This is a genomic window from Variovorax sp. V116, assembly GCF_041154435.1.
GTDB lineage: Bacteria > Pseudomonadota > Gammaproteobacteria > Burkholderiales > Burkholderiaceae_C > Variovorax > Variovorax paradoxus.
The window spans coordinates 401296-424632 of the sequence record NZ_AP028661.1 but is presented as its reverse complement, the minus strand read 5'-3'; the positions used below and the strand labels follow the sequence as shown (position 1 = coordinate 424632).

Here is a 23337-nt window from a genome sequence, read left to right as displayed (position 1 = left end):
GCCCGGGTCAGTCCAGCGCGGCCAAGAGCGCCTGCGAGGCGGCATGCGCGCCGAACACGCCGCCCTGCATCGTGATCATCTTCAGCGCCGCCAGGTGGTTGCCATGGTCGGTGGCGGCGGTGCAGTCGGACAGCAGCAGGCATTCGAAGCCGCGGTCGTTCGCGTCGCGCATCGTGGTGTGCACGCACACGTCGGTGGTGATGCCCGCGAGGATCAGGTTCTCGATGCCGCGCGTGCGCAGGATCAATTCCAGGTCGGTGGCATAGAACGATCCCTTGCCCGGCTTGTCGATCACCACCTCGCCGGGCAGCGGCGCGAGCTCGGGAATGATCTCCCAGCCCGGCTCGCCGCGCACCAGGATGCGCCCGCACGGCCCGTCGTCGCCAATGCCCACGCCGTTGGCGCCGATCTGGCGCGAGCGCCAGCGCTTGTTGGCGGGCAGGTCGGCCAGGTCGGGACGGTGGCCTTCGCGCGTGTGGATGATGTGGAAGCCCAGCGGCCGCAGCGCCGCGAGCGTGCGCGCGATCGGCTGGATCGGCGCCTGCACCAGCGAGAGGTCGTAGCCCATCACGTCGACGTAGCCGCCGGTGCCGCAGAAGTCGGTCTGCATGTCGATCACGATGAGCGCGGTGTTGCCGGGGCGCAGCGCGCCGTTGTAGGGCCAGGCATAGGGCTCGGCGGCCACGTGGCGGAGAGATGCGGTGTTCGCCATGGGGTTCAGCTCCTTGTCGATGAAAGTTCGCCCGGCGCACCGGCGGCGGCCGTGCCGGGCCTGCAAGTGAACACCAGGATCACCAGCGTGAGCACGTAAGGCACGGTGTTGAACAGGTGGTAGCCCCAGCCGATGCCGATGGATTGCAGCGCCGGTCCGATGGCACCGGCCCCGCCGAAGAGCAGCGCCGCGCCCACGCAGCGCAGCGGGCTCCAGCGCGCGAAGATCACGAGCGCCACCGCGATCAGGCCCTGGCCGCTCGAGATGCCTTCGTTCCAGCTGCCCGGATAGAACAGCGTGAGCGATGCGCCGCCGAGCCCGGCGATGAAGCCGCCGGCCGTGGTCGCCGCAATGCGCAGGCCCGAGACCGAGTAGCCGAGCGCGCGCGTCGCCTGCGCCGAGTCGCCGGCCATGCGCACCAGGAGGCCGGCCCGCGTGCGCGCAAAGCCCCACCAGAGCAGCACCGCGAGCGCCACGCCGATCGGCACCAGCGCATTGAGCTGCAGCGCCGAGCGCACCACCGTGTTGTCGCTCCAGAAGCCCAGCGGTATCGCGGGAATCTGCGGCGCCTGCGGCTGGATCAGCGGCTTGCCCAGGTAGAACGCGAGCCCCGTGCCGAGCAGCATCAATGCAATGCCGGTCGCCACGTCGTTCACGCGGTCGAGCGAGCACAAGAGGCCATGCAGCAGCGCGAGCGCCGCCCCGGCCAGCGCGCCGATCACCACCCCCAGCCAGGCGGAATCGGTGAGATAGGCACCGCCGAAGGCCGCCATCGCCGAAAGCACCAGCACGCCTTCGAGCCCGAGGTTGATGCGGCCCGACTTCTCGGTGAGGCATTCGCCCAGGCTCACGAAAAGAAACGGCGCGCCCACGCGCAGCGCACCACCGACGATGCCGGCCGCGAGCGCGATCCACTGGTCCGCGCTCATGGCACCACCCCCGCGCCACGCGGCACGCGAGCGCGCAGGGCGCTCCAGTCGACCATGCGCAAGCCCTCGCTCGCCAGGATCAGCACAAAGGCCATGCCCTGCAGCACCAGCACCGAGGCATCGGGCAGCCCGAGCCGCCGCTGCAGCAGGCTGCCGGCCGCGCCGAAGCCGCCGAACAGGATCGCCACCGGCACGATGGCCACCGGGTTGTGCCGCGCGATGAACGACACCAGGATGCCCGCATAGCCGTAGCCCGCGATCAGCGAGGCATTGGCATTGGTGTGCACCGCCGCCACCTCGACCGCGCCCGCGAGCCCCGCAGAGGCGCCGCCGAGCGCGCAGGCCCCCAGGATGAGCCGCGTGGCCGGCAGGCCCACGAGCTGCGCGGTGCGCGGATTGCCGCCCACCACGCGCACCGAAAAGCCCGAGGCGGTGGCACGCAGCCACCACCCGAGCGCCAGGCAGGCGACCACGCCGATCACCAGGCCCCAGTGCACGTCCGAGCCGCCGATGCCGCCGATCAGCAGCCCGTCGGCCAGCGCATGGGTCGATGGCTTGTTGAGGCTCGCGGGATCGCGCAGCGGCCCTTCGACCAGGTGCTTGAAGATGCCGATGGCGATATAGGCCAGCAGCAGGCTGCTGATGGTTTCGTTGATGCCGCGGTACTGGCGCAGCCAGCCTGCGAGCACGATCCACAGCGCACCGGCCAATGCACCCGCGATGCAGACGATCGCCGTGCCCAGGACATTGCCGGGCAGCGGCACCGCATGCGCGAGCGCCGCGCACGCCAGCCCGCCCAGCACCAGCGCACCTTCGCCGCCGATGACGATGAGGCCCGCGCGCGCCGGCAGCGCCACGCACAGCGCGGTGAGCATCAGCGGCGCGGCGCGCTGCAATGTGTTCTGCCAGGAGAACCAGTCGCCGAACGCGCCCTTGAAGAGCGTCGCCCAGACCTCCAGCGGATTGACGCCCGCAAAGGCCGCGAGCACGCCGAACAGCAGCAGCGCCGCCGCAATGGCGAACACCGGCAGGGCGAATTCCTTGAGCGCGTGACGCATGGCGTGCGGGCCGGTGCGGCTGCGATCAGGCTTGGCCGATCACGCCTTCGACCAGGTAGTTCATCTTTTCGAGTTCCAGGTCGGTCTGCTTGAGCACCTTGCCGGCAGGCACCACGACCGCGCCCTTGTTGTCCTTGATGCCGTCCTTGAAGATGTCGAAGCTGCCCGCCACCATCTTCGCCTTGATCTCGTCGGCCTGCTTCTTTGCGGCGTCCGGCACCATCGGGCCGTAGGCCGACATCTTCACGTAGCCTTCCTTCAGCCCGCCGCGCAGGAAGTTGGGATGCGGCTTGCCGGCCTGCGCGGCCTCGATGGCGGTCTTGTAGGCCGTGAGCCAGTTCCATTCGGCGCCGGTGAGGTACGCGTTGGGCGCGAGCTTGGCCTGGCTCGCGTGGTAGCCGCAGACCATCTTGCCGCGCTTGGCCGCCGTTTCCACCACCACCTTGGGGCCGTCCACGTGCATGGTGAAGACATCGCAGCCCTGGTCGGCCAGGCTGTTGGTGGCCTCGGCTTCCTTCACGGCCATCGACCAGTCGCCGGTGAAGATCACGCTGCAGGTGATGTTCGGCTTGACCGAGCGCGCACCCAGCGTGAAGGCGTTGATGTTGCGCAGCACCTGCGGAATCGGCTTGGCGGCAACGAAGGCGATCTTGTTGCTCTTGGTCATGTGCGCAGCGATCACGCCGTTCAGGAACTGGCACTCGTCGATGTAGCCGAAGAAGCTGCCCGCGTTCTTCGGGTGCTTGCCTTCGGTCCAGAGGCCGCCGCAATGCGAGAAGCGCACGTCGGGATTCTTGGGCGCCACGGCCAGAATGTGCGGATCGAAGTAGCCGAACGAAGTGGGGAACAGCAGCTTGGCGCCGTCCTGCGAGATCATGCCGGCCATGGTCTTCTGCACGGCCGTGGTCTCGGGCACGTTCTCTTCTTCCACCACCTTGATGCCGGGCAGCTTCTTGATTTCGGCGGCCGCCATGGCGTGCGCCTGGTTGTAGCCGTAGTCGTCGCGCGCGCCGACGTAGATCACGCCGACGGTCAGCGGCTTGGCCTGCGCGCCGGCGAGCGCACTCCAGCCTCCGAGGGTGCCGGCGGCGCCGAGCGCAGCCAGGGACTTGAGGGAATCGCGGCGATTGATTTGGCTTGTCATGGCGTTCTTTCCAGAGGTTGAAGGGAGTGCAAAAAATGGCCCCGCGCTCAGCCCAGGAGGCTCACGTGGGCGGCGACCACGCGCCAGCCGTCGGCCGTGCGCAGCCAGGTCTGGCTCTGCCGGCCGACAGCGGTGGCGCCTTCGCGCCGGAACTCGCAGTTGGCCGTGGCGAAGTCGCGGCCGTAGGTGGTGATGACGGTGCGCAGCAGTTCGCGCGGCGGGCTCTGCACCGGCAGCGATGCGCGAAAGGCGCTGATGCCGGCATGGCCGTAGTGGTTCTCCGAGAAGCCGTAGCGCAGCGTGTGCGGGCTGTTCCAGAACAGCTCGTCGAGCACCGCGGGCTGGTTGGCCATGAGCGCCTGCTCATAGCGCGCGAACACGTCCGTCACTTCGGCGAGCACCTCGGGGATGTTGATCTCGGGCGTCACCGGCGGACCTCGCGCTGGAAGATGTCGAGGCTGAGCTTCTTGGTTGCGACGAAGCTCTCGGTGCTCAGGGTCTCGACCGTGCGCGGCCGCGCATCGCCGTAGCGCAGGATCTCGGCCACCCGGGTGGGCCGCTTGGTCAGCAGCAGCACCTCGTCGGCCAGGTACACGGCCTCCTCGAGGTCGTGCGACACCAGGAGCATGGTGGTGCCGGTCTGCATGAACACCTCCTGCAGCTTCTCGCGGATGAAGAGCGTCATCTCGAAGTCGAGCGCCGAAAAGGGCTCGTCCAGAAACAGCACCTCGGGCTTGGGCGCGAGCGCGCGCATGATCGATGCGGTCTGCTGCTGCCCACCCGAGAGCTCGTACGGAAAGCGCTTCAGGTCGAACTTCACGTCGAAGGACGCCACCAGCTCTTCCATGCGGCGGTCGACCTCGGCCTTGCTGCGGCCTTCGAGCTTCAGCGGGTAAGCGATGTTGTCGATGGTGCGCATCCACGGGAACATCGCCTCGCGGTAGTTCTGGAACACGTAGCCGATCTTGGTGTCCTTGCGCTGCTTGCCGTCGAACAGGATCTCGCCCGCATCGATCGGGATCAGGCCCGCGATCATGTTGATGAGCGTGGACTTGCCGCAGCCGTTGGGCCCGAACACCGAGACGATCCGGTGCTTGGGAATGTCGAGGTCGAAGTTTTCGTACAGCGGCCAGCCCGCAAAGTACTTGGTCAGGCCGCGGATGGTGATGTGCGTGCCGGCCGGGCCGGGCTTGAAGACCGGCCTGGGCACGTCGGCGTACACCGGGCCGTTGACGACGATGTCGGGCGTGGCTTTCATCTTCCGCTCCAGTGCACGATGCGACGCTCGGCGATGAGGAAGAGGATGTTGAGCGCATAGCCCAGCGCACCCGCCGCCAGAATGGCCGCATACATGCTCTTCACGTTGAGCACCTGCTGCGCATCGATGATCCGGTGGCCGAGGCCCGTGTCGGAGCCGATGAACATCTCGGCCACGATGACGATCACCAGCGCCATCGACACCGCCGAGCGCAGGCCCACGAAGCTGGGCTGCAGGCTTTCCCACACCAGCACGTCCTTGAAGATCTGCCAGCGCGAAGCGCCCATGACGCGCGCCGCCATCACGCGCTGCTTGCGCGCGTTGATCACGCCGTAGGCGCTGTTGAACACCACGATCAGCAGCGCGCCGAAAGCCGCGATCGCCACCTTGTTGACGTCCGACACGCCGAAGATCAGCAGGAACAGCGGGATCAGCGCGGACGAAGGCGTGGAGCGGAAGAAGTCGATCAGGAACTCGACGCTGCGGTAGGCCTTTTCGTTGCTGCCGAGCAGCACGCCCAGCGGCACGCCGACCACCGCCGCAATCGCGAAGGCCTGCAGCGTGCGCCACACGGTCATCGCGAAGTCGGTGAGCAGCGGCCCGCCCGCGAGCCCCGTGATGAGCGCCGCCACGGTGTCGGCGGGCGTGGGCAGAAGGATCGGCTTGATGAAGCCCAGGCGCACCGCCAGGTCCCACACGATGAACAGCGCCACGGGGCCGATGAAGGGCAGCAGCCGGTCGCGCAGCGGCGGCTTCGGTGCCGAGGCGGCGGTGCCGTCGGCCGGCGGTGTCCACGGCGTGGCCGTGGTCGTGCTTGCGTCGGCCATGGTCAGGCCTTGTAGAGCAGGCCGTCCACCGGCACCTTCTTCTCGAAGATGCCTTTTTCGGTGAACAGGTCGTAGAACTTCTGGAAGTACGCGACGTCGCTCGGCTTGAACTCGTTGTAGAGCATGTACGAGGCGAGCGGCACTTCGGCCGTGAGGCTGCCTTCGATGGCGGTGTAGCCCTTCATGTGCTGGCGCGCATCGTCGGGCTTGCTGCGCACCAGCTCCACGCCGCGCGCATAGGCGGCGATGTACTTCCTTGCCGCGTCGGGGTTCTTCTTGATGAATTCGCTGGTGAGGCTGGCTGCGCCGCCGTGCCAGGGCGCCATTGGATCGCCGAGGATGTATTTGGCGACCACGCCGGCCTCGATGACGCGCGTGGTGCCGTTCATGCGGCCCACGGTGCCGGTGGGCTCGAGCGTGTAGCAGGCATCGACCTGGCCCGCCACGAGCGCCGCCACATGCTGGCCGATGGGCAGCTCGCTCACCGTGGCGCCCTTGGCGCCCGCGCGCTCGAGCATGGTCTTGCACAGCGTCACGTTCTGGATGCCGGGGCCGGATGCGATCTTCTTGCCGGCCAGCTCGGCCATGGTCTTGATCGGGCTGTCCTTGGCGACGATGAATTCGTCGAGCACGAACCTGGCGTTGCTCGGGTTGGTGCAGAAGATCTTGAACAGCCCCGGCTGCGCGATCTCGCCGATGGCGAGGTTGGCCGAGCCCGTGCCGTTGGCGCTGCCGTCGCAGCGGCCCGCGAGCATGCCTTCCATGACCTGCTGCGCGCCCGCGAACTTGAGCGGCTCCACCTCCAGGCCGGCTTCCTTGAAATAGCCGCGATCGACCGCGGCAAAGAAAGGCAGGCCCGCGGCCACGGGCCAGAAGCCGATGCGGATCTTGGGCGCGGCCTGCGCGCGCACGATGGCGGGTGCGGCCAGCACGGCCAGCCCCGCGGCGCCGGCCTGCAGCAGCTGGCGGCGCGACGCGGCGGCCGCGGGCGATTTCTCAGGGATGCGCATGAAGACTCCTCGATCGGTCAGGTTGGAATGGTTGGGGAAGAGGCCGCGGCGCGGCTCGCGATGTAGGCACGCCAGCCGCCGTGGTGGCTCACGTCTTCGGCGCCTGCGAGCGCATGGCCTTCGCAGATGAAGCCGTGCACCCAGCTGCCGTCGGCGAGCTCGACGCTGCCCAGACCCAGCGGGGGCGGGATCAGCGCGAGAAAGCTGCCGACCTCGGCCACGGGAACGGACCACACTTCGAGCGCGATGGCTGCTCCGCCGGCCGTGCTGCGCTGCAGCCCCGGCTTGGGCGGCACGGTGCCCGGCAAGGCATGCAGGCGGTAGCGCGGCGAGGTGGTGGTGGCGCGCAGCAGCGTGGCGCCGCGCTCGGTGAGCTGGCCGTTGAGCGGCATGCCCGAGAGATGCGCGCCGACGACGGCGATGGGCATGGCCTGCACTGGCGAAGCGCCCAGACCCGGAAGGGGGCGCGGCTCGGGCAGCGGCAAGCCCGTGGCGCCCTGCGGCAGGCCGGTGGCGTGGTGATAGCGCTGGCCCAGCTCGGCCAGCGCCAGATCGCTGCCGCACGGGCCGATCAGCGTGATGCCGAAGGGCAGGCCGTCGGCGCGCAGCGCGCTCGGCACCGAGATGGCGGCGTAGTCCAGCAGGTTGACGAAGTTGGTGTACGCGCCGAGGTTGCGGTTGAGCACCACGGGGTCGGCGCGCATCTGTTCGCGCGTGTAGTGCGTGGGCGCGGTCGGCACCAGCAGCAGGTCGATGCCGCGCCACATCGGCTCGACCTGCTGCGCGATGGCACGCAGCCGGGTCTGCGCTTCGAACACGTCGGCGGCGCTGTAGCCGCGGCCGCTTTCGAGGATGCCGCGCACCGGCTCGATCACCTGGGAGCCGTGCGCATCGAAGAACCCGCGCACCGCCGCATAGCGCTCGGCCACGAGCGCGCTCTCGTAGAGCAGCGCGGCGGCCTCGGCCAGCGGCGCAAAGGGAATTTCCACGGCCGTGCCGCCGAGGGCGGCGAGCCGCAGCTGCGCATCGCGAAAGGCTTGCTCGGCCGCGGCATCGCCGAAGAAGCGAAGCGTGTCGGGCACGCCGAAACGGAAGGCCGGCGGAAACGGATGGCTGCGCAGCGCAAGCGCCCGCGAGTAAGGGTCGCGCGCGTCAGGCCCGGCGGCTGCAAGAAGCACGTCGACGGCCAGGCCGACGCTGCGCGCAAAGATCGACACGCAGTCCGCGCTCTGGGCGGCGGGCACCACGCCGAAGGCGCTCAAGAGGCCGCGCGAGGGCTTGAGCCCGACGATGTTGTTGAGCCCGGCGGGCACGCGGCCCGAGCCGGCGGTGTCGGTGCCGAGCGCGAAATCGACCTCGCCGGCGGCCACCACATAGGCCGACCCGGAGCTGGAACCGCCCGAGACATAGCGCGTGTCGAAGGCATTGGGCACTTCGCCGTATGGAGAGCGCGTGCCGTTCAGGCCGCAGGCGAACTGGTCGAGGTTGGTCTTTCCGAGCAGCGATGCACCGGCATCGAGCAGCTTCCGCACCACGGCCGAGTGCTCAGCCGGCCGGCGATCGAAGGCCGGGCAGGCGGCCGTGGTGGGCACGCCGGCCACGTCGATGTTGTCCTTGACGGCGAAGCGCAGGCCGGCCAGAGGGCCCGCGTCCGCGCCGGGCACGGGCCGGGGAAAGCGGGCAATCCACGCTGCGGCAGCCGATCCGTTTTCTTCATGCACCATCATCAGGCATCCAAACTTGTGTACAAGTCGAGATGCAAGCAATGTGCCAGGCGACCGAAGGCCGTCCTTCAAAAGATCCTGTTCAGGGTTTTGCTCCCTCTCCCTCCGGGAGAGGGTTGGGGTGAGGGCTCCGTGCCGCCGATGAAGCGCGGCTCACATATGAAGGCCGCCGCCCTCACCCCCGCCCTCTCCCGGAGGGAGAGGGAGCAAGACCTCAGCTGCGCCTGGCTTCCTTGTAAAGCCCCTCGACCTTCGGCAGGTTGGCCTCGAGCTTCTGGATCCGGTCCGGCCCGCTCGGGTGGGTCGACAGAAAGCTGAGACCGCCCTGGTTCTTCGATGCCGCGGCCATCTTCTTCCAGAGCGACACCGAGGCCTGCGGGTCGTAGCCCGCGCGCGCTGCAAGCTCGAGCCCGACGAGATCGGCCTCGGTCTCGTCGCTGCGGCTGAACTTGAGGGTCAGCAGCTGCGTGCCGGCGCGCGCCGCCAGATCGCCCATCTGGCCCAGGCCCAGCAGCTGCGCGCCGATGGAAAGCGCCGCACCGGTGCCCGCGCTCTTGGCCATGCGGGCACGCGCGTGCTCGCGCAGCGCGTGGGCCATCTCATGCCCCATCACCATGGCGACCTCGTCGTCGCTGAGCTTGAGCTGTTCGAGGATGCCGGTGAAGAAGGCGATCTTGCCGCCGGGCATGCAGAAGGCGTTGATCTGCTTGCTGCCGATCAGGTTGACCTCCCACTTCCATTCACGCGCGCGCGCGTTCCACGGCGTGGCAAAAGGAATCAGCCGGTTCGCGATGGTGCGCAGCCGCTGCAGCTGCGCATTGCCGTCGCCCGCGAGCGCACGCTTGGCGCGCGCCTGCTCCAGCAGTTGGCCGTACTGCTGCACGCCGGCGGCCTCGATCCGGTCGGCCGGCACCAGGTTGCGCGCCACCGAGGCATTGCCCACGTTCACCTGCGCCAGGGCCGGTCCGGCCAGCGCGGCGCCGGCCGCCAGCAGGAAGGCCCGCCGCGGCTGCCAGGCCGAGGCGCGCGGCGCCGAAGAAGCCGCGGAAGAAACAACAAGAAGCTCGCATCGTGTGCACATGCGCGGATCATAGGAACAATTGCCGACAAAAAGACGGCTCGGCAGGCGGCGCGCGCTCATGGACAATCCGGAGTTCATGTCTGCCCAGCCCGCCGAAACCTCCACCGCCCCTTCCCCGCCCTGGCGCGATGCGCTGAAGGTCTACCTCGAGCCCGCCACGCTGCGCATGCTGGCGCTGGGCTTTTCCGCCGGCCTGCCGCTGCTGCTGGTGCTGGGCACGCTGAGCTTTCGGCTGCGCGAGGCGGGCATCGACCGCACCACCATCGGCTACCTGAGCTGGGTGGGCCTGGCCTATGGCTTCAAGTGGGTCTGGGCGCCGCTGGTCGACCGGCTGCCGCTGCCGCCGCTGACCACGCTGCTCGGGCGCCGGCGCGGCTGGCTGCTGCTGGCGCAGGGGATGGTGGTCGCGGGGCTGGTCGGCATGGCGCTCAACGATCCGCGCCAGGGCCTCGCGCCGCTGATCTGGTGCGCGCTGCTGGTGGCCTTCGGCTCGGCCACGCAGGACATCGCGCTGGACGCCTTCCGCATCGAGTCGGCCGAAACGCGCAAGCAGGCCGCGCTCGCCGCCGCCTATCAAACGGGCTACCGCCTGGCGATGATCTGGGCCGGCGCCGGTGTGCTGTGGGTGGCGGCCTGGGCCGAGGTGGCGCCGGCAGCAGCGGCCGCCACGGGCGCGGCGGCCTACCAGAACGGCGCATGGAAGACGGCCTACCTGGTGATGGCGGCCTCGATGGCGGTGGGCGTGCTGACCGTGCTGCTCTCGCCCGAGCCGGTGCGCCGCGTGCTGCCCAAGCCGAAGAACGCGGCCGAATGGCTGCAAAGCGTGCTGATCGAGCCCTTTGCCGACTTCATCCGCCGCTACAAGTGGCAGGCCGCGCTGATCCTCTCGCTCATTGCCATCTACCGCATCAGCGACGTGGTGATGGGCATCATGGCCAACCCCTTCTACGTGGACATGGGCTTCACCAAGGACGAGGTGGCCACGGTCAGCAAGATCTACGGCGTGGTCATGACGCTGGCCGGCGCCTTCGTGGGCGGCGTGCTGTCGATGCGGCTGGGCGTGATGCGCGTGCTGATGCTGGGCGCGGTGCTGAGCGCGGCGAGCAACCTGCTCTTTGCCTGGCTGGCCTCGCGCGGGCACGACCTGACGGCGCTGATCGCGGTGGTGTCGGCCGACAACCTGGCCGGGGGCATTGCCTCGGCGGCCTTCATCGCCTACCTGTCGAGCCTCACGAACATCAGCTATTCGGCCACGCAGTACGCGCTGTTCAGCTCGCTGATGCTGCTGCTGCCCAAGTTCATTGCCGGCTATTCGGGCGCTTTTGTCGATGCGCACGGCTACGCCCAGTTCTTCACCGCCACCGCGCTGCTGGGCGTGCCGGTGCTGCTGCTGGTGGCGCTGGCCGCCCGCATCACCACCACCAAGGCGCCGGCCGGGCGTCAATAGGGCGCGGTCCGCATGGGAAAACAGCTGACGCCCGGGGCCCCGCGCAACTGGTAGGCTGTCACTTTCCGGTTACCTGCCGCCTCGCTCCCAGAGCGATCATTCACCTTCCGTCCGCCAACCCACAAGCAACGTGCCGCCCCGCATTTCTCCCCTTCAGATCAGCGCCTTCACGGCCACTTCGGCCGTCGGCGTCGGCAAGGAGCCGCTCGCCGAGGCGCTCGAACATTCGCGCAGCGGCCTGCGCGCCAACGATTTCGGCGACGCGCCGCTGCCCACCTGGATCGGCCGGGTCGACGGACTCGAGGACATCCGCCTGCCCGAGGCGCTGGCCTCGTGGGACTGCCGCAACAACCGGCTGGCCTGGTTGGGCCTGCATGCGGACGGCTTTCCCGAGGCCGTGGCGGCCGCGCGGGCCAGGTACGGCCCTTCGCGCATCGCGCTGATCCTCGGCACCTCGACCTCCAGCATCGGCGAGACCGAGCTGGCCTACACCCAGCTCGACGCCGACGGCCGCTTTCCCATGGACCAGCGCCGTCCGGCCGTGCACACGCCGCATTCGCTGGCGATGTTCGTGCAGCAGGTGCTCGGGCTCAGCGGGCCGAGCGAGACGATTTCCACCGCCTGCTCGTCGAGCGCCAAGGTGTTTGCCTCGGCCGAGCGGCTGATCCGCCTGGGCCTGGCCGACGCCGCCGTGGTGGGCGGGGTCGACACGCTGTGCGGCAGCGTGCTGTTCGGCTTCAACTCGCTCGAACTGGTGTCGAGCGAGCCGTGCCGGCCGTTCGATGCGAGCCGCAAGGGCATCAGCCTGGGCGAAGCGGCCGGCTTCGCGCTGGTGGAGCGCGTGCAGGACGACGCCGCCGCGCCGCTGCGGCTCCTGGGCTACGGCGAAGCCAGCGATGCGCACCACATGTCGACGCCGCACCCCGAGGGCCTGGGCGCCGAACGCGCGCTCGACGAGGCGCTGGCGCGCGCGGGCCTCGCGCCCGAGGCCATCGACTACATCAACATGCACGGCACCGCGAGCCAGAAGAACGACGAGGTCGAAGGCGCGCTGGTGGCGCGGCGCTTCCCTGCCACCACCCACGCCAGCTCGACCAAGGGCTTCATGGGCCACACGCTGGGCGCGGCGGGCATCGTCGAATCGGTGATCAGCCTGCTCGCGATCGAGCGCGGCCTGATGCCGGGCACGGTCAACACGAACCTGCTCGACGCCGGCTTCGGCCCGCAGATCCGGCTCGCGCCCGCGCACGGCGAGGTGCGCTATGCGCTGACCAACTCCTTCGGCTTCGGCGGCAACAACTGCTCGCTGGTCTTCGGCAAGGCAAAGGCATGAGGCTCGCCCCCAGGCTCCGCGCACTTCGTGTCGCTTCTCCCTCCCCCTACCGGGGGCAACACCAGTGGCCCGGCAAAGCCGGTTCCACGGTGTTCCGCGAAGGGGCCATCCAATGACAACCAGCATGAGCGTCCCCACGCCCCCGACTCTCTACATCGAAGGCCCGGCCTTCTGGACGCCCACCCTGCCGGGCTGGGACGCCGCGCGCGCCGCCTTCCGCGGCGAAGGCGGGCTGGCCGATCCGCCGGCCAAGCGGCCGTCGCCGCAGGTGCTGGCGCCGGCCGAGCGCCGGCGCGCGCCCGACACCGTGGCGCTGGCGCTCGAAGTGGCCGCCGCGTCGATGGCAGGCTCGGGCCGCAACGCGGCCGACGTGCCCTGCGTGTTCGTCTCGGCCCATGGCGACCTGTCGATCAACGACTACATGTGCAGCACGCTGGCCACCGACCCCACGGTGCTGTCGCCCACGCGCTTCCACAACTCGGTGCACAACGCGGCCGTGGGCTACTGGACCATCGGCACCGGCTGCATGGCGGCCAGCAACTCGGTCTCGGCCTACGAGAACAGCTTTGCCGCCGGCCTGCTCGAAGCGGCCGTGCAATGCGCGGCCGACCAGTCGCCGGTGCTGCTGGTGGGCTACGACACGCCCACGGTGGGCCCGCTGACCTCGGTGACCGACAGCCAGGGCCTCCTGGCCGTGGCGCTGGTGATCGCGCCCGAGCGCACGGCGCGCAGCGTGGCCGCGCTCGACTGGTCGATGGACGGCAGCGGCGGTGGCGGCAACCCGCCGGCGCCGCTTTCCGAAGCCGCCAAGACCCTGGCGCACATCAACCCGATGGCCCATGCGCTCGGCCTGTTCGAAGCGCTGGCACGGCTGGATGGCGACGGTCCGCCGCCGCCCATCGGGCTGCCGCTTTCCTCCACCCTGTCGCTGCGGCTGCAACTGCGGCCGATCCGGGACTGAGATTCCATGACCGGCACTGCGCAACGATGTGACGCAGTGATCATGGGCGGCGGGCTCGCGGGCCTCACCCTCGCGCTGCAGCTGAAGCAGCGCTTCCAGGACATCGACGTGCTGGTGCTGGAGCGCCGCACGCACCCGGTGCCGCATGCGGCGCACAAGGTGGGCGAGTCGTCGGTCGAGATCGGCGCGCACTACTTCGACACGGTGCTCGGCCTCAAGCCCCACATGGACGGCGCGCAGCTGCGCAAGTTCGGCTTCCGCTTCTTCTTCAGCGAGGGCCGGCGCGACATCGACCAGGTCACCGAGATCGGCGCCAGCCGCTACCTGGCGGTGCCCAGCTACCAGATCGACCGCGGCATCTTCGAGAACTACTTGGCCGAGGAGGCCGTGCGGCGCGGCGTACGCTTCGACGATGCCGCGCTGGTGCGCCGCGTCGAACTGGCCCCGGACGCCGAGGCGCCGCACCGCCTCGAATGGACGCGCGGCAGCGAAACCCACAGCGCCGAGGCGCGCTGGCTGGTCGATGCCTGCGGCCGCGCCGGCCTGCTCAAGCGCAAGCTCGGGCTCGCCGAGGCCAACGCGCACGACGTCAACGCCGTGTGGTTCCGCATCGGCGAGCGCATTGCCATCGACGAGTGGAGCGACGACGCCGCCTGGCGCGGGCGCTGCGATCCGCAGGCGCGCTGGCTCTCGACCAACCACCTGGTGGGCGCGGGCTACTGGGCCTGGCTGATTCCGCTGGCCTCGGGCTCGCATTCGGTGGGCATCGTGGCCGACCCGAAGCTGCACCCGCTGGACACCATCGACACCTTCGACAAGGCCATGCGGTGGTTCGCCACCTACCAGCCGCGGCTGTACGACGCGCTCGACGGCAAGCGGCACCTGCTGCAGGACTTCGCGTTCCTCAAGCATTTCTCGCACGGCTGCAGGCAGGTGTTCTCGGGCCGGCGCTGGGCCCTGACGGGCGAGGCCGGCCTGTTCCTCGACCCCTTCTATTCGCCGGGCAGCGACTTCATCGCGATCAGCAACACCTACATCGCCGACCTGGTGGCGCACGACCGCGCGGGCCGCCCGGTGGAAGCGCGCGCGCAGCTCTACGACCAGATCTACCACTCGTTCTACGAAAGCACGCTGGCGCTCTACCAGGACCAGTACCCGCTGTTCGGCGACCCCGAGGTGCTGCCGGTGAAGGTGATCTGGGACTACGCCTACTACTGGGGCGTGCTCTCGCAGATCTTCTTCCAGCAGCGGCTCACCGACCTGATGCTGCTCGGCAGCCTGAAGGACGAGCTGCAGCATTGCCAGCGCCTGAACCTCGCGGTGCAGCAGCTGCTGCGCAGCTGGTCCGCGGCCAGCGCCAGGCGCAACGCCCCGGTGATGCTCGACCAGGCCGCCATGCCCTGGTTCGCCGAGCTCAACCGCAGCCTGAAGGACCCGCGGCTGGGCGACGCCGCGTTCAGGGCGCGCATCCGGGCCTCGGCCGCGCAGCTGCGCCAGCTGGCCGGCGAGATCCTCGCGCGCGCTCGGGCGGACAATGCGGACCTGGGCGATTGCGCCCTGCCCTCGCTGCTCGAGGAAAACATCGCCGCCCTGCCCGCCGGCGCGCAAGCCGGCGCTATGCTTTTCGCAGCACTTCCGGAGGACAGCCGGACGCGGCGTTTACCCAACTTTACGGAGCGTTCAAGCCCCGTTGCCCCCCGTGCACGACCATGAAGCGCATGAGTACCCCCCAGCTCCTGATGATCGAAGACGACGCCCGCCTGGCACAGATGGTGGGCGAATACCTGACGCAGTCGGGATTCCTCTTCACCCATGCCGGCGACGGCGCGAGCGGCCTCGAGCAGCTGCAGCAGCACGCGCCCGACCTGGTGATCCTCGACCTGATGCTGCCCGACACCGACGGCCTGGAGATCTGCCGCCGCATCCGCTCGCTGCCGCCTCCGGCTTCGAAGGTGTCGGTGCTGATGCTCACCGCCAAGGGCGATCCGATGGACCGCATCATCGGCCTGGAGATCGGCGCCGACGACTACCTGCCCAAGCCCTTCGAGCCGCGCGAGCTGCTCGCGCGCATCCGCGCGGTGCTGCGCCGGCGCAGCGAGAACAATGCCGACACCGAAGCCAGCACCGTGATGCGCTTCGGCACGCTCGAGATCGACCGCAATGCGCGCACCGTGTCGGTGGGCGGCGCGCTGGCCGACCTCACCTCCTACCAGTTCGACCTGCTGGTGGCCATGGCCGAGCGCGCCGGCCGCGTGCTCACGCGCGACCAGATCATGGAGGCCGTGCGCGGCCGCGAGCTCGAGGCCTTCGACCGCTCGATCGACGTGCACATGGGCCGCATCCGCGCCGCCATCGAGGTCGACGCCAAGAACCCCAAGCGCATCCTCACAGTGCGCGGCGTGGGCTACGTGTTCGCCAAGCAGCAGGACTGACCGGCCGATGCTGCGCAGCCTCTACTCCCGCCACCTCTACGTGCGCATCTGGCTCGCGGTGGTGGGCGGCGTCGTCATCCTCACGCTGATGGCCAACTGGATCGTGCGCGAGGCGGCCCAGGCCGAGCGCGAACGGCTGGCGCCGGTGCCGCGCAACGTGGTGGTGCTCGATGCGCAGGACACGCCGATCGGCACCGGCAAGGCGCTGCGCGTGCCGGGCCAGGGCCTGGAGTTCGACGTGACGCTCAGCGACGGCAAGGCACTCACGCTGCGCGTGGCGCCGCGCGACCGACCGCCCGGCGGCGGATTCGCGCCCTGGCGCACGCCGTTCGGCCTGGGCTGGATGATCGCGCTCGTGGGCATTGCGGTGGCGCTGGGCGTGTACCCGATCGTGCGGCGGCTGACCCAGCGGCTGGAGGCGCTGCAGCGCGGCGTGCAGCGCTGGGGCGAAGGCGATCTCTCGGTGCGCGTGACCGAAGAAGGGCAGGACGAAGTGGCTGATCTCTCCAAACGTTTCAACGCGTCGGCCGAACGCATCGAACAGCTGGTGCGTTCGCACAAGTCGCTCCTGGCCAATGCATCGCACGAGCTGCGCTCGCCGCTCACCCGCATCCGCATGGGCCTGGAGCTGATGGGCGAACGCCCGAGCCCCAAGGCGCGCGAGGAAATCTCGCGCAACATCGGCGAGCTCGACCAGCTCATCGACGAGATCCTGCTGGCCAGCCGGCTCGACGCGAGCGAGGCCGACCTGGGCACCATCGAGGCCGTCGACCTCACGGGGCTCGCGGCCGAGGAGTGCTCGCAGGTGAATGCCGAGCTCGACCTGGTCGAAGGCACCGACAACGCCAGGCTCACCGTGCCCGGCGTCTCGCGCCTGCTGCGCCGCGCGATCCGCAACCTGCTCGAGAACGCGCGCCGCTACGGCGCCGGCGAGATCAGGGTGGAGCTCGGCAGCGCCAACGGCTTTGCCACCGTGCGCGTCACCGACCGCGGCCCGGGCGTGCCGCCGGCCCTGCGCGAACGCATCTTCGAGCCCTTCTACCGGCTGCCCGGCGCCAGCGAGCGCAACGGCGGCGTGGGCCTGGGGCTCGCGCTGGTGAAGTCGATCGCCGAGCGGCACGGCGGCAGCGTGCGCTGCGAAGACGGCCCGGGCGGCGGCGCGAGCTTCGTGATCCGCCTGCCGGCGGGCGCGCCCGCGAACTGAGCCCCCGGTCTCGTCCGCGGGACGCCGCGGAACCGGCTTCGCCGGGCCGCTGGCGTCGCCCCCGGCGAGGGGGAAGGAGAAGCGACACGAAGTGCGCGAAGCCTGGGGGAGTACCAAGCCTTCCACCTAAAATCCCGCCCCTATGCAGAGATCGCACATCGTCAGGCCCGCGGCCATGTTCTGGGGGCTGGTGGTGTTCATGCCCGTCGGCCTCACCTACCTTTCGGCCCTGCTGCTGCTCGCCACCATGCTCCTGGCCGGCGGGCTGCGCGAGCGCTTCGCGCGGCTGCGCGCCAACCCGCTGTGGTGGCCGCTGGTGGCGTACCTGGCCTGGACCTTCATCGTGCTGGCCATCGGGCCGCACTACCCCGAGACCGGCTCGAACCTGTTCCACGGCCTGCGCATCGGCCTCACCATCCTGATGGCGATGGCGCTCACGCGCGAGGAAGCGGTCTGGGCGCTGCGCGGCTTCCTGCTGATCGCGGCGCTGAACATCCTGCTGGTCGTGGCCTACTACGCCATCGGCTTTCCGATCTGGTCGCCGCTGCGCGCGGTGGTCATGGAAGTGGGCAACAAGTCGATCAGCAATGCGCTGCTGTTCAGCGTGGTGGCGTCCACGGCCGCCGTGTGGGGCATTGCGCAGATCGCCGCGCACCGGCCGCTGCGCGCCATTCCGGCTTTCGTGCTGATGCTGGGCCTGGGGCTGGTGGTGGCGCTGCCGCTGACCTCGCGCACCTCGGTGCTCGCGCTGCTGCTGGTGATCCCGGTGGTCTGCATCCACCAGTGGCGCAGCCACCTGAAGATGCTGGTGAGCGCGCTGGTGCTGGGCGCCGTGGTGCTGGCGGCCGCGCTCTACCAGCTGCCGCAGCTGCAGCACAAGGTCGAGACCGGCGTGGAGGAAATCGAGAAGGCGCAGGCCGGCGAAATCTTCAAGGGCAGCTGGGTCATCCGCTACTACATGTACCGCGACACCGGCCTCATGATCGCCGACCGGCCGCTCACGGGCTGGGGCATCGGCGGCTGGACCGACCAGTGGCACAAGCGCGGGCCGGCGCTCTTCGCCGACTCGAACATGCCGCACAACGACTTCCTCTGGGTCGGCGCGCAGGGCGGGCTGCCGGCCTTGCTGAGCCTGCTGGCCATCATGGCGGGCGCCGTCTGGCAGGCGTGGAAGCGGCCCGACATCGCGGGCCGCTACGCGCTGGCGGCCACGCTGATCGCGCTGATTGCGTCGAGCGTGAACTCGGCCGTGCGCGACGCGCAGATCGGCCTGGCGCTGCTGTGGATCGCGATGGTCTACCTGCGGCTCGCGCAGGAACCGCGGGAGACGCAGCCCTGGCAGGGCCTGTGGCCGACGCGCCGCATCGCGGCGGCGCTCGAAGTCCCGCCGCAATCCCGATAGCTATCTGCTGCTGCGCCTGGCTTCGGCGGCCGCGAACTGCCGGCCGGCCATGCCAACGAAGAAATAGATCACCGCGGCGTGCAGCACGCCCACGAAGAGCAGCACCAGCAGCATCGGCCCCAGCTGCAGGACCGAGGCGCCGGCAACCATGGCTGCCGCCACCGAGACCGCGGCCTGGATCGCCAGGTCGATCGCGATCATGCCGAGCACGGCGCGGGTCTTTTCATTGCGCGCGAGGTAGCGGCCGTTCTTCTTGCCGAAGGCCAGGCACACCCACATCACGGCGCCCAGCAGCGCGGCGGTATTGACGCCCGCGTTGGCCTGGACGCCGAACATGTTCAGCGCCAGGCCCAGGATGAGCAGCAGGAGCAGGTAGGCGGCGCCGAAGCGCCCGAGCAGGCCGCGAACGGTCAATGCCGCGACGACACCGTCTCGCCCGCCTTCAGGCGGTAGACGGTGCCGCAGTACGGGCACTTGGCTTCACCGGTGCGCGCCACGTCCAGGTAGACCTTGGGGTGGGTGTCCCAGAGCTTCATGTCGGCCTTGGGGCTGGGGCAGAACACGCCGCCCTGATGGTTGAGCTCCCTGGCCAGGAGTTCGACGACTGCGTTGGTAGGCATGGTTTTTCTCAGACTTTCGTGAGCCAGTGGGCGTATTTGGGGTTCTTGCCATTCACGATGTCGAAGAAGGCAGCCTGGATCTTTTCGGTGATGGGGCCGCGCGAGCCGCCGTCGCCGCGGTTGCCGATCTCGATGCGGTCGAGCTCGCGGATGGGCGTCACTTCAGCGGCGGTGCCGGTGAAGAAGGCCTCGTCGGCAATGTAGACCTCGTCGCGCGTGATGCGCTTTTGCACCAGTTCGAGCCCCAGGTCCTTGCACACGTGCAGGATGGTGTTGCGCGTGATGCCGTTGAGCGCGCCGGCCGAGAGGTCGGGCGTGTAGACCACGCCGCCCTTGACCACGAAGATGTTCTCGCCCGCGCCTTCGGAGACGAAGCCGCTCGCATCGAGCAGCAGCGCCTCGTCGTAGCCGTCGTCCAGCGCTTCCATGTTGGCGAGGATCGAGTTGGTGTAGTTGCTCACCGTCTTGGCCTGCGTCATCGTGATGTTGACGTGGTGGCGGGTGAAGCTGGAGGTCTTCACGCGGATGCCGCGCTTCATGCCCTCTTCGCCCAAGTAGGCGCCCCAGGACCAGGCCGCGACCATGGCGTGGATCCGGTTGCCCTTGGGGCTCACGCCGAGCTTTTCGGAGCCGATCCAGATCAGCGGGCGCAGGTAGCAGCTTTCGAGCTTGTTCTCGCGCACGACCTGCTTCTGGGCTTCGTTGAGCTGCTCCTGCGTGAAGGGGATCTTGATGCGCAGGATCTTGGCGCTGTTGAACAGGCGCTCGGTGTGCTCGGCCAGGCGGAAGATGGCGGTGCTGCCGTCGGCCGTCTTGTAGGCGCGCACGCCCTCGAAGGCGCCGCAGCCGTAGTGCAGCGTGTGGCTCAGCACGTGGATCTTGGCGTCGCGCCAGTCCACGAGTTCGCCGTCCATCCAGATCTTGCCGTCACGGTCGTCCAGCGAGGGGGGGATCGAGCTCATTTCCTGATTCCTTTGGGAGCTGTGTGGGGAGCGACGGGGGAAGTCGCAAAAGCTTTCGATTTTACGGCCGAGCCCGCGACGCCGTGCCCGACAATGGCCGGTTGTCCAAACCAGTGGAAAAAAGGGTTTCCGTGTCCGTATTCAAGAACGTCATCGTCTATCGCATCGAACCTGCCTGGTCCCAAACACTGGCCGAGGCCGAAGAAGCGCTCGCCAAGGCGCGCTTCGAGCCCTGCGGCCCCTCGCAGGAAAAATCCGCCGGCTGGGTGGAGCCCCGCGGCGAAGCCAACGGCCCGCTGGTCGAATCCATCGACGGCCAGTGGCTGGTCGAATACATGATCGAGAGCAAGGCGGTGCCCGGCTCCGTGGTGCGCCGCAAGCTCGACGAGCGCTGCGCGCAGATCGAGGCCGCCACCGGCCGCAAGCCCGGCAAGAAGGAAAAGAAGGAGTTCAAGGAGGACATCACCCTGGAGCTGCTGCCGATGGCCTTCACGCGCAGCGCCCGCGTGGCCGTGTGGATCGACAAGGCCGAGCACCGGCTGGTGATCAACAGCGGCAACGCCTCGCGCGCCGACGAAGTGGTCACCAGCCTCGTGAAGTCGCTCGACGGCTTTGCGGTGGCCCTCATCAACACGCAGGTGGAGCCGGCCGCCGCCATGGCCAACTGGCTGCTGACGCAGGAGCCGCCGGCCGGTTTCACCATCGACCGCGAATGCGAGCTCAAGGCCTCGGACGACTCCAAGGCCGTGGTGCGCTACGCCAAGCACCCGCTCGACATCGAGGAAGTGCAAAAGCACATCACCGACGGCAAGCGGCCCACGCGCCTGGCGCTCACCTGGGACGACCGCGTATCCTTCGAGCTGACGCACGGCATGCTGATCCGCAAGATCGTGTTCCTCGAAGGCACGGGCGACGGCGCGGCCGGCGGCAAGAAGGAAGACAACTTCGACGCCGACGTGGCCATTGCCACCGGCGAGCTCGGCCAGCTGGTGCCGGCACTGCTCGACGCGCTGGGCGGCGAGGCGGCCTTCAGCGGCGCCCCCGCGGACGCAGCAGCAGTGCCGAAGGCTGCGGCGGCAGCACCCACGACCACCACGCCGGCCGATGCCGAAGCCGAGGAAGAAGACGCGCCGTTTTGACGCGCGGCGCGTCCTGGCTTCTTCCTAGCCCGCCTTGTCTTCTTCGGAAGACGGCGCGTCGTCGGGCGCGGCTTCGGGCCGCGTCAGCGTCCAGCTCTGCAGCTTGCCGCCGTTGAACACGGCGTCGACGTACGAGCCGCCGGTGTCGGTCCAGCGGTAGAGCTCGGGCTGCTCGTCCTTGGGCGAGCGCAGTTCGCCCAGGGCGCGCGTCATCGCGATCACGTGCATCAGCGTCACGCCCGGCTTGAGCTTGGCGTTGAGCATCACCGCGCTCGCCACATAGCCCACCGGCCGGTCGGCCGCGCGCTTGAGCACCTGCATCGCGCGGTTGAAGTGCAGCAGCAGGAACATCACGATGGCGCCGCCGGTCAGCGCCACGCCGGCCCAGCCATAGCTGCGCCATGCGAGCCCGAGCAGGACGATGCCGCCCACGGGCACCCATATTTTCTGGAAATTCATGGGGCGCATTGTCGCCTTGTGCGGTAGCGGCCGTTGCTACTGCCAGGCGCGCAAGGCGGTACTCGCCCCGAAAAGCGCATCGAGTCGCGGTTCCAGCAGGCACATTTCACCGCACGGGCCGACGCAACCGGCTTCAGGGAGAGGCAACCGAGGTTGCCAGCACAACATGGCACACATCGTGGGAACAGGGAGGATCGCCCGGCGCGCCCCTGGCGCGCCGGGCATTTTTTCCCTGGCAACCGGTCTTAATCCAGGCGGCGGACCACGTCCATCGCCTCCTCGATACGTTCTACGGCATGGATCGTCAGACCTTCGATCTCCTTCGTGCCCTTGCGCGGCGCATTCGCCTTGGGCACCACGGCCACGCTGAAGCCCAGCTTGGCCGCTTCGCGCAGGCGCTCCTGGCCGCGCGGCGCGGGGCGCACTTCACCCGCAAGGCCGACCTCGCCGAATGCGATGAATCCCCTGGGCAGCGGCTTGCCGCGCAGGCTCGAGGTGATGGCGAGCATCACGGCCAGGTCGGCCGCCGGCTCGCTGATGCGCACGCCGCCCACCGCGTTCACGAACACATCCTGGTCCATGCAGGCCACGCCCGCATGGCGGTGCAGCACGGCCAGCAGCATCGCGAGCCGGTCGCGGTCCAGGCCCACCGAGAGGCGGCGCGGGCTCGGCCCGCCGTTGTCGACCAGCGCCTGGATCTCCACCAGCATCGGCCGCGTGCCCTCGAGTGTGACCAGCACCACGCTGCCGGGCACCGGCTCGGCATGCTGGCTCAGGAAGATCGCGCTCGGGTTGGCGACGCCCTTCAGGCCGCGCTCGGTCATGGCGAACACGCCGATCTCGTTGACGGCGCCAAAGCGGTTCTTGATGGCGCGCACGAGGCGAAAGCTCGAATGCGTGTCGCCCTCGAAGTACAGCACCGTGTCGACCATGTGCTCGAGCACGCGCGGTCCGGCAAGCGCGCCCTCCTTGGTGACGTGGCCCACCAGCACCACGGCCGTGCCGCTGGTCTTGGCAAAGCGCGTGAGGTGGGCCGCGCATTCGCGCACCTGGGCCACCGAGCCCGGCGCGGAGGTGAGCTGGTCGGAGTACACGGTCTGGATCGAGTCGATCACCGCGATGGCCGGGCGCGTGGCGTCGAGCGTGGCGATGATCTTCTCGAGCTGGATCTCGGCCAGCACCTGCACCTGCGAGTGGTCCAGGCCAAGCCGCCTGGAACGCAGCGCCACCTGCGCGCCGCTTTCCTCGCCCGTGACGTAGAGCGCGTTCTGCCCCGCGCGCTGCAGCGCATCGACCGCCTGCAGCAGCAAGGTCGACTTGCCGATGCCCGGGTCGCCGCCGATCAGCGTGACGCCGCCCGAGACGATGCCGCCGCCCAGCACGCGGTCGAGCTCGTCGAGCCCGGTGGGCGTGCGCGCGACGTCGGTCGCTTCGATTTCGGAAAGGGTTGCGAGCTCCGACACGCCCGCCAGCGCGGCGTACTGCGTGCCGAAGCGGTTGTTGGCCGGGCCGCTGCCGCCCGCCACCTGTTCGATGAGAGTGTTCCAGGCGCCGCAGCTCGGGCATTTGCCGAGCCACTTGGGGCTGGTGCCGCCGCATTCGCTGCAGACGAAGAGAGTTTTTTCCTTGGCCATG

The 23337-nt window shown here is 69.2% G+C and carries 23 protein-coding genes; 8 read left to right on the top strand and 15 right to left on the bottom strand.

Going from position 1 to position 23337, the window contains the following annotated elements:
* Nucleotides 1-7: 7 nt before the first annotated feature.
* From ACAM58_RS02005 to ACAM58_RS01960, 10 genes are all read right to left on the bottom strand, one after another.
* Nucleotides 8-712, bottom strand: coding sequence for a cysteine hydrolase family protein (locus ACAM58_RS02005; protein ID WP_369664001.1), 705 nt, complete (start codon nucleotides 710-712; stop codon nucleotides 8-10).
* A gap of 5 nt (nucleotides 713-717) precedes the next feature.
* Complete coding sequence (locus ACAM58_RS02000; protein ID WP_369664000.1) at nucleotides 718-1641, bottom strand: ABC transporter permease; 924 nt, start codon at nucleotides 1639-1641, stop codon at nucleotides 718-720.
* A complete protein-coding gene (locus ACAM58_RS01995; RefSeq protein ID WP_369663999.1) occupies nucleotides 1638-2699 on the bottom strand; it encodes an ABC transporter permease in 1062 nt (353 codons plus the stop codon). Before ACAM58_RS01995 ends, ACAM58_RS02000 begins: the two co-directional genes overlap by 4 nt.
* Nucleotides 2700-2724: 25 nt before the next feature.
* A complete protein-coding gene (locus tag ACAM58_RS01990; protein WP_369663998.1) occupies nucleotides 2725-3843 on the bottom strand; it encodes a BMP family ABC transporter substrate-binding protein in 1119 nt (372 codons plus the stop codon).
* A 47-nt stretch (nucleotides 3844-3890) separates the two neighbouring features.
* The gene (gene hpxZ, locus ACAM58_RS01985) at nucleotides 3891-4271 is read right to left on the bottom strand and encodes an oxalurate catabolism protein HpxZ (RefSeq protein ID WP_018903884.1); all 381 of its coding nucleotides are present in this window, start codon (nucleotides 4269-4271) and stop codon (nucleotides 3891-3893) included.
* Nucleotides 4268-5101: an ABC transporter ATP-binding protein gene (locus tag ACAM58_RS01980; RefSeq protein WP_012745432.1), complete on the bottom strand. Its 834-nt coding sequence runs from the start codon at nucleotides 5099-5101 to the stop codon at nucleotides 4268-4270. The genes hpxZ and ACAM58_RS01980 overlap by 4 nt, the downstream gene beginning before the upstream one ends.
* Nucleotides 5098-5928 carry an ABC transporter permease gene (locus tag ACAM58_RS01975; protein WP_062363791.1) on the bottom strand — a complete coding sequence of 277 codons (831 nt, stop codon included), beginning with the start codon at nucleotides 5926-5928 and terminating at the stop codon, nucleotides 5098-5100. The genes ACAM58_RS01980 and ACAM58_RS01975 overlap by 4 nt, the downstream gene beginning before the upstream one ends.
* 2 nt (nucleotides 5929-5930) lie before the next feature.
* Nucleotides 5931-6938, bottom strand: coding sequence for an ABC transporter substrate-binding protein (locus tag ACAM58_RS01970; RefSeq protein ID WP_369663997.1), 1008 nt, complete (start codon nucleotides 6936-6938; stop codon nucleotides 5931-5933).
* Nucleotides 6939-6955: 17 nt separating this feature from the next.
* The gene (atzF, locus tag ACAM58_RS01965) at nucleotides 6956-8665 is read right to left on the bottom strand and encodes an allophanate hydrolase (protein WP_369663996.1); all 1710 of its coding nucleotides are present in this window, start codon (nucleotides 8663-8665) and stop codon (nucleotides 6956-6958) included.
* 211 nt (nucleotides 8666-8876) lie between these two features.
* Nucleotides 8877-9743 (bottom strand): M48 family metallopeptidase, encoded by an 867-nt coding sequence (locus ACAM58_RS01960; protein WP_369663995.1) that lies wholly within the window; start codon nucleotides 9741-9743, stop codon nucleotides 8877-8879.
* 76 nt (nucleotides 9744-9819) lie between these two features.
* Here ACAM58_RS01960 and ACAM58_RS01955 point away from each other — a divergent pair, with 76 nt between their 5' ends.
* The 7 genes from ACAM58_RS01955 (at nucleotide 9820) to ACAM58_RS01925 (ending at nucleotide 18522) form a co-directional block, all read left to right on the top strand.
* Nucleotides 9820-11190, top strand: a complete 1371-nt coding sequence (locus ACAM58_RS01955; protein WP_369663994.1) for an AmpG family muropeptide MFS transporter — start codon at nucleotides 9820-9822, stop codon at nucleotides 11188-11190.
* Nucleotides 11191-11320: 130 nt separating this feature from the next.
* The gene (locus tag ACAM58_RS01950) at nucleotides 11321-12523 is read left to right on the top strand and encodes a beta-ketoacyl-[acyl-carrier-protein] synthase family protein (protein ID WP_369663993.1); all 1203 of its coding nucleotides are present in this window, start codon (nucleotides 11321-11323) and stop codon (nucleotides 12521-12523) included.
* Between the two features lie 124 nt (nucleotides 12524-12647).
* Entirely contained in the window at nucleotides 12648-13484 is an 837-nt protein-coding gene (locus tag ACAM58_RS01945; RefSeq protein WP_369663992.1) for a beta-ketoacyl synthase chain length factor, read from the top strand.
* Nucleotides 13485-13490: 6 nt separating this feature from the next.
* Nucleotides 13491-15197, top strand: coding sequence for an NAD(P)/FAD-dependent oxidoreductase (locus ACAM58_RS01940; RefSeq protein WP_369663991.1), 1707 nt, complete (start codon nucleotides 13491-13493; stop codon nucleotides 15195-15197).
* Complete coding sequence (locus tag ACAM58_RS01935) at nucleotides 15194-15916, top strand: response regulator transcription factor (protein ID WP_012745423.1); 723 nt, start codon at nucleotides 15194-15196, stop codon at nucleotides 15914-15916. The genes ACAM58_RS01940 and ACAM58_RS01935 overlap by 4 nt, the downstream gene beginning before the upstream one ends.
* Nucleotides 15917-15923: 7 nt before the next feature.
* A complete protein-coding gene (locus ACAM58_RS01930) occupies nucleotides 15924-17120 on the top strand; it encodes an ATP-binding protein (protein ID WP_278879258.1) in 1197 nt (398 codons plus the stop codon).
* Between the two features lie 142 nt (nucleotides 17121-17262).
* Nucleotides 17263-18522, top strand: coding sequence for an O-antigen ligase (locus tag ACAM58_RS01925; protein WP_018903876.1), 1260 nt, complete (start codon nucleotides 17263-17265; stop codon nucleotides 18520-18522).
* Here ACAM58_RS01925 and ACAM58_RS01920 read toward each other — a convergent pair whose 3' ends face one another.
* The 3 genes from ACAM58_RS01920 to ACAM58_RS01910 are packed head-to-tail and all read right to left on the bottom strand — an operon-like array spanning nucleotide 18523 to nucleotide 20104.
* On the bottom strand, nucleotides 18523-18936 hold the full coding sequence (locus ACAM58_RS01920; protein WP_369663990.1) for an ABZJ_00895 family protein: 414 nt from the start codon (nucleotides 18934-18936) through the stop codon (nucleotides 18523-18525).
* Nucleotides 18933-19142, bottom strand: coding sequence for a zinc-finger domain-containing protein (locus ACAM58_RS01915; RefSeq protein WP_012745419.1), 210 nt, complete (start codon nucleotides 19140-19142; stop codon nucleotides 18933-18935). Before ACAM58_RS01915 ends, ACAM58_RS01920 begins: the two co-directional genes overlap by 4 nt.
* Nucleotides 19143-19150: 8 nt before the next feature.
* Entirely contained in the window at nucleotides 19151-20104 is a 954-nt protein-coding gene (locus tag ACAM58_RS01910) for a branched-chain amino acid transaminase (protein ID WP_369663989.1), read from the bottom strand.
* A 131-nt stretch (nucleotides 20105-20235) separates the two neighbouring features.
* Here ACAM58_RS01910 and ACAM58_RS01905 point away from each other — a divergent pair, with 131 nt between their 5' ends.
* A complete protein-coding gene (locus ACAM58_RS01905) occupies nucleotides 20236-21243 on the top strand; it encodes a recombination-associated protein RdgC (RefSeq protein WP_369663988.1) in 1008 nt (335 codons plus the stop codon).
* Nucleotides 21244-21267: 24 nt separating this feature from the next.
* Here the strand turns inward: ACAM58_RS01905 and ACAM58_RS01900 are convergent, their stop codons facing one another.
* On the bottom strand, nucleotides 21268-21711 hold the full coding sequence (locus ACAM58_RS01900; RefSeq protein ID WP_012745416.1) for a hypothetical protein: 444 nt from the start codon (nucleotides 21709-21711) through the stop codon (nucleotides 21268-21270).
* 236 nt (nucleotides 21712-21947) lie between these two features.
* Nucleotides 21948-23336 carry a DNA repair protein RadA gene (radA, locus tag ACAM58_RS01895; RefSeq protein ID WP_012745415.1) on the bottom strand — a complete coding sequence of 463 codons (1389 nt, stop codon included), beginning with the start codon at nucleotides 23334-23336 and terminating at the stop codon, nucleotides 21948-21950.
* Nucleotide 23337 lies beyond the last annotated feature (1 nt).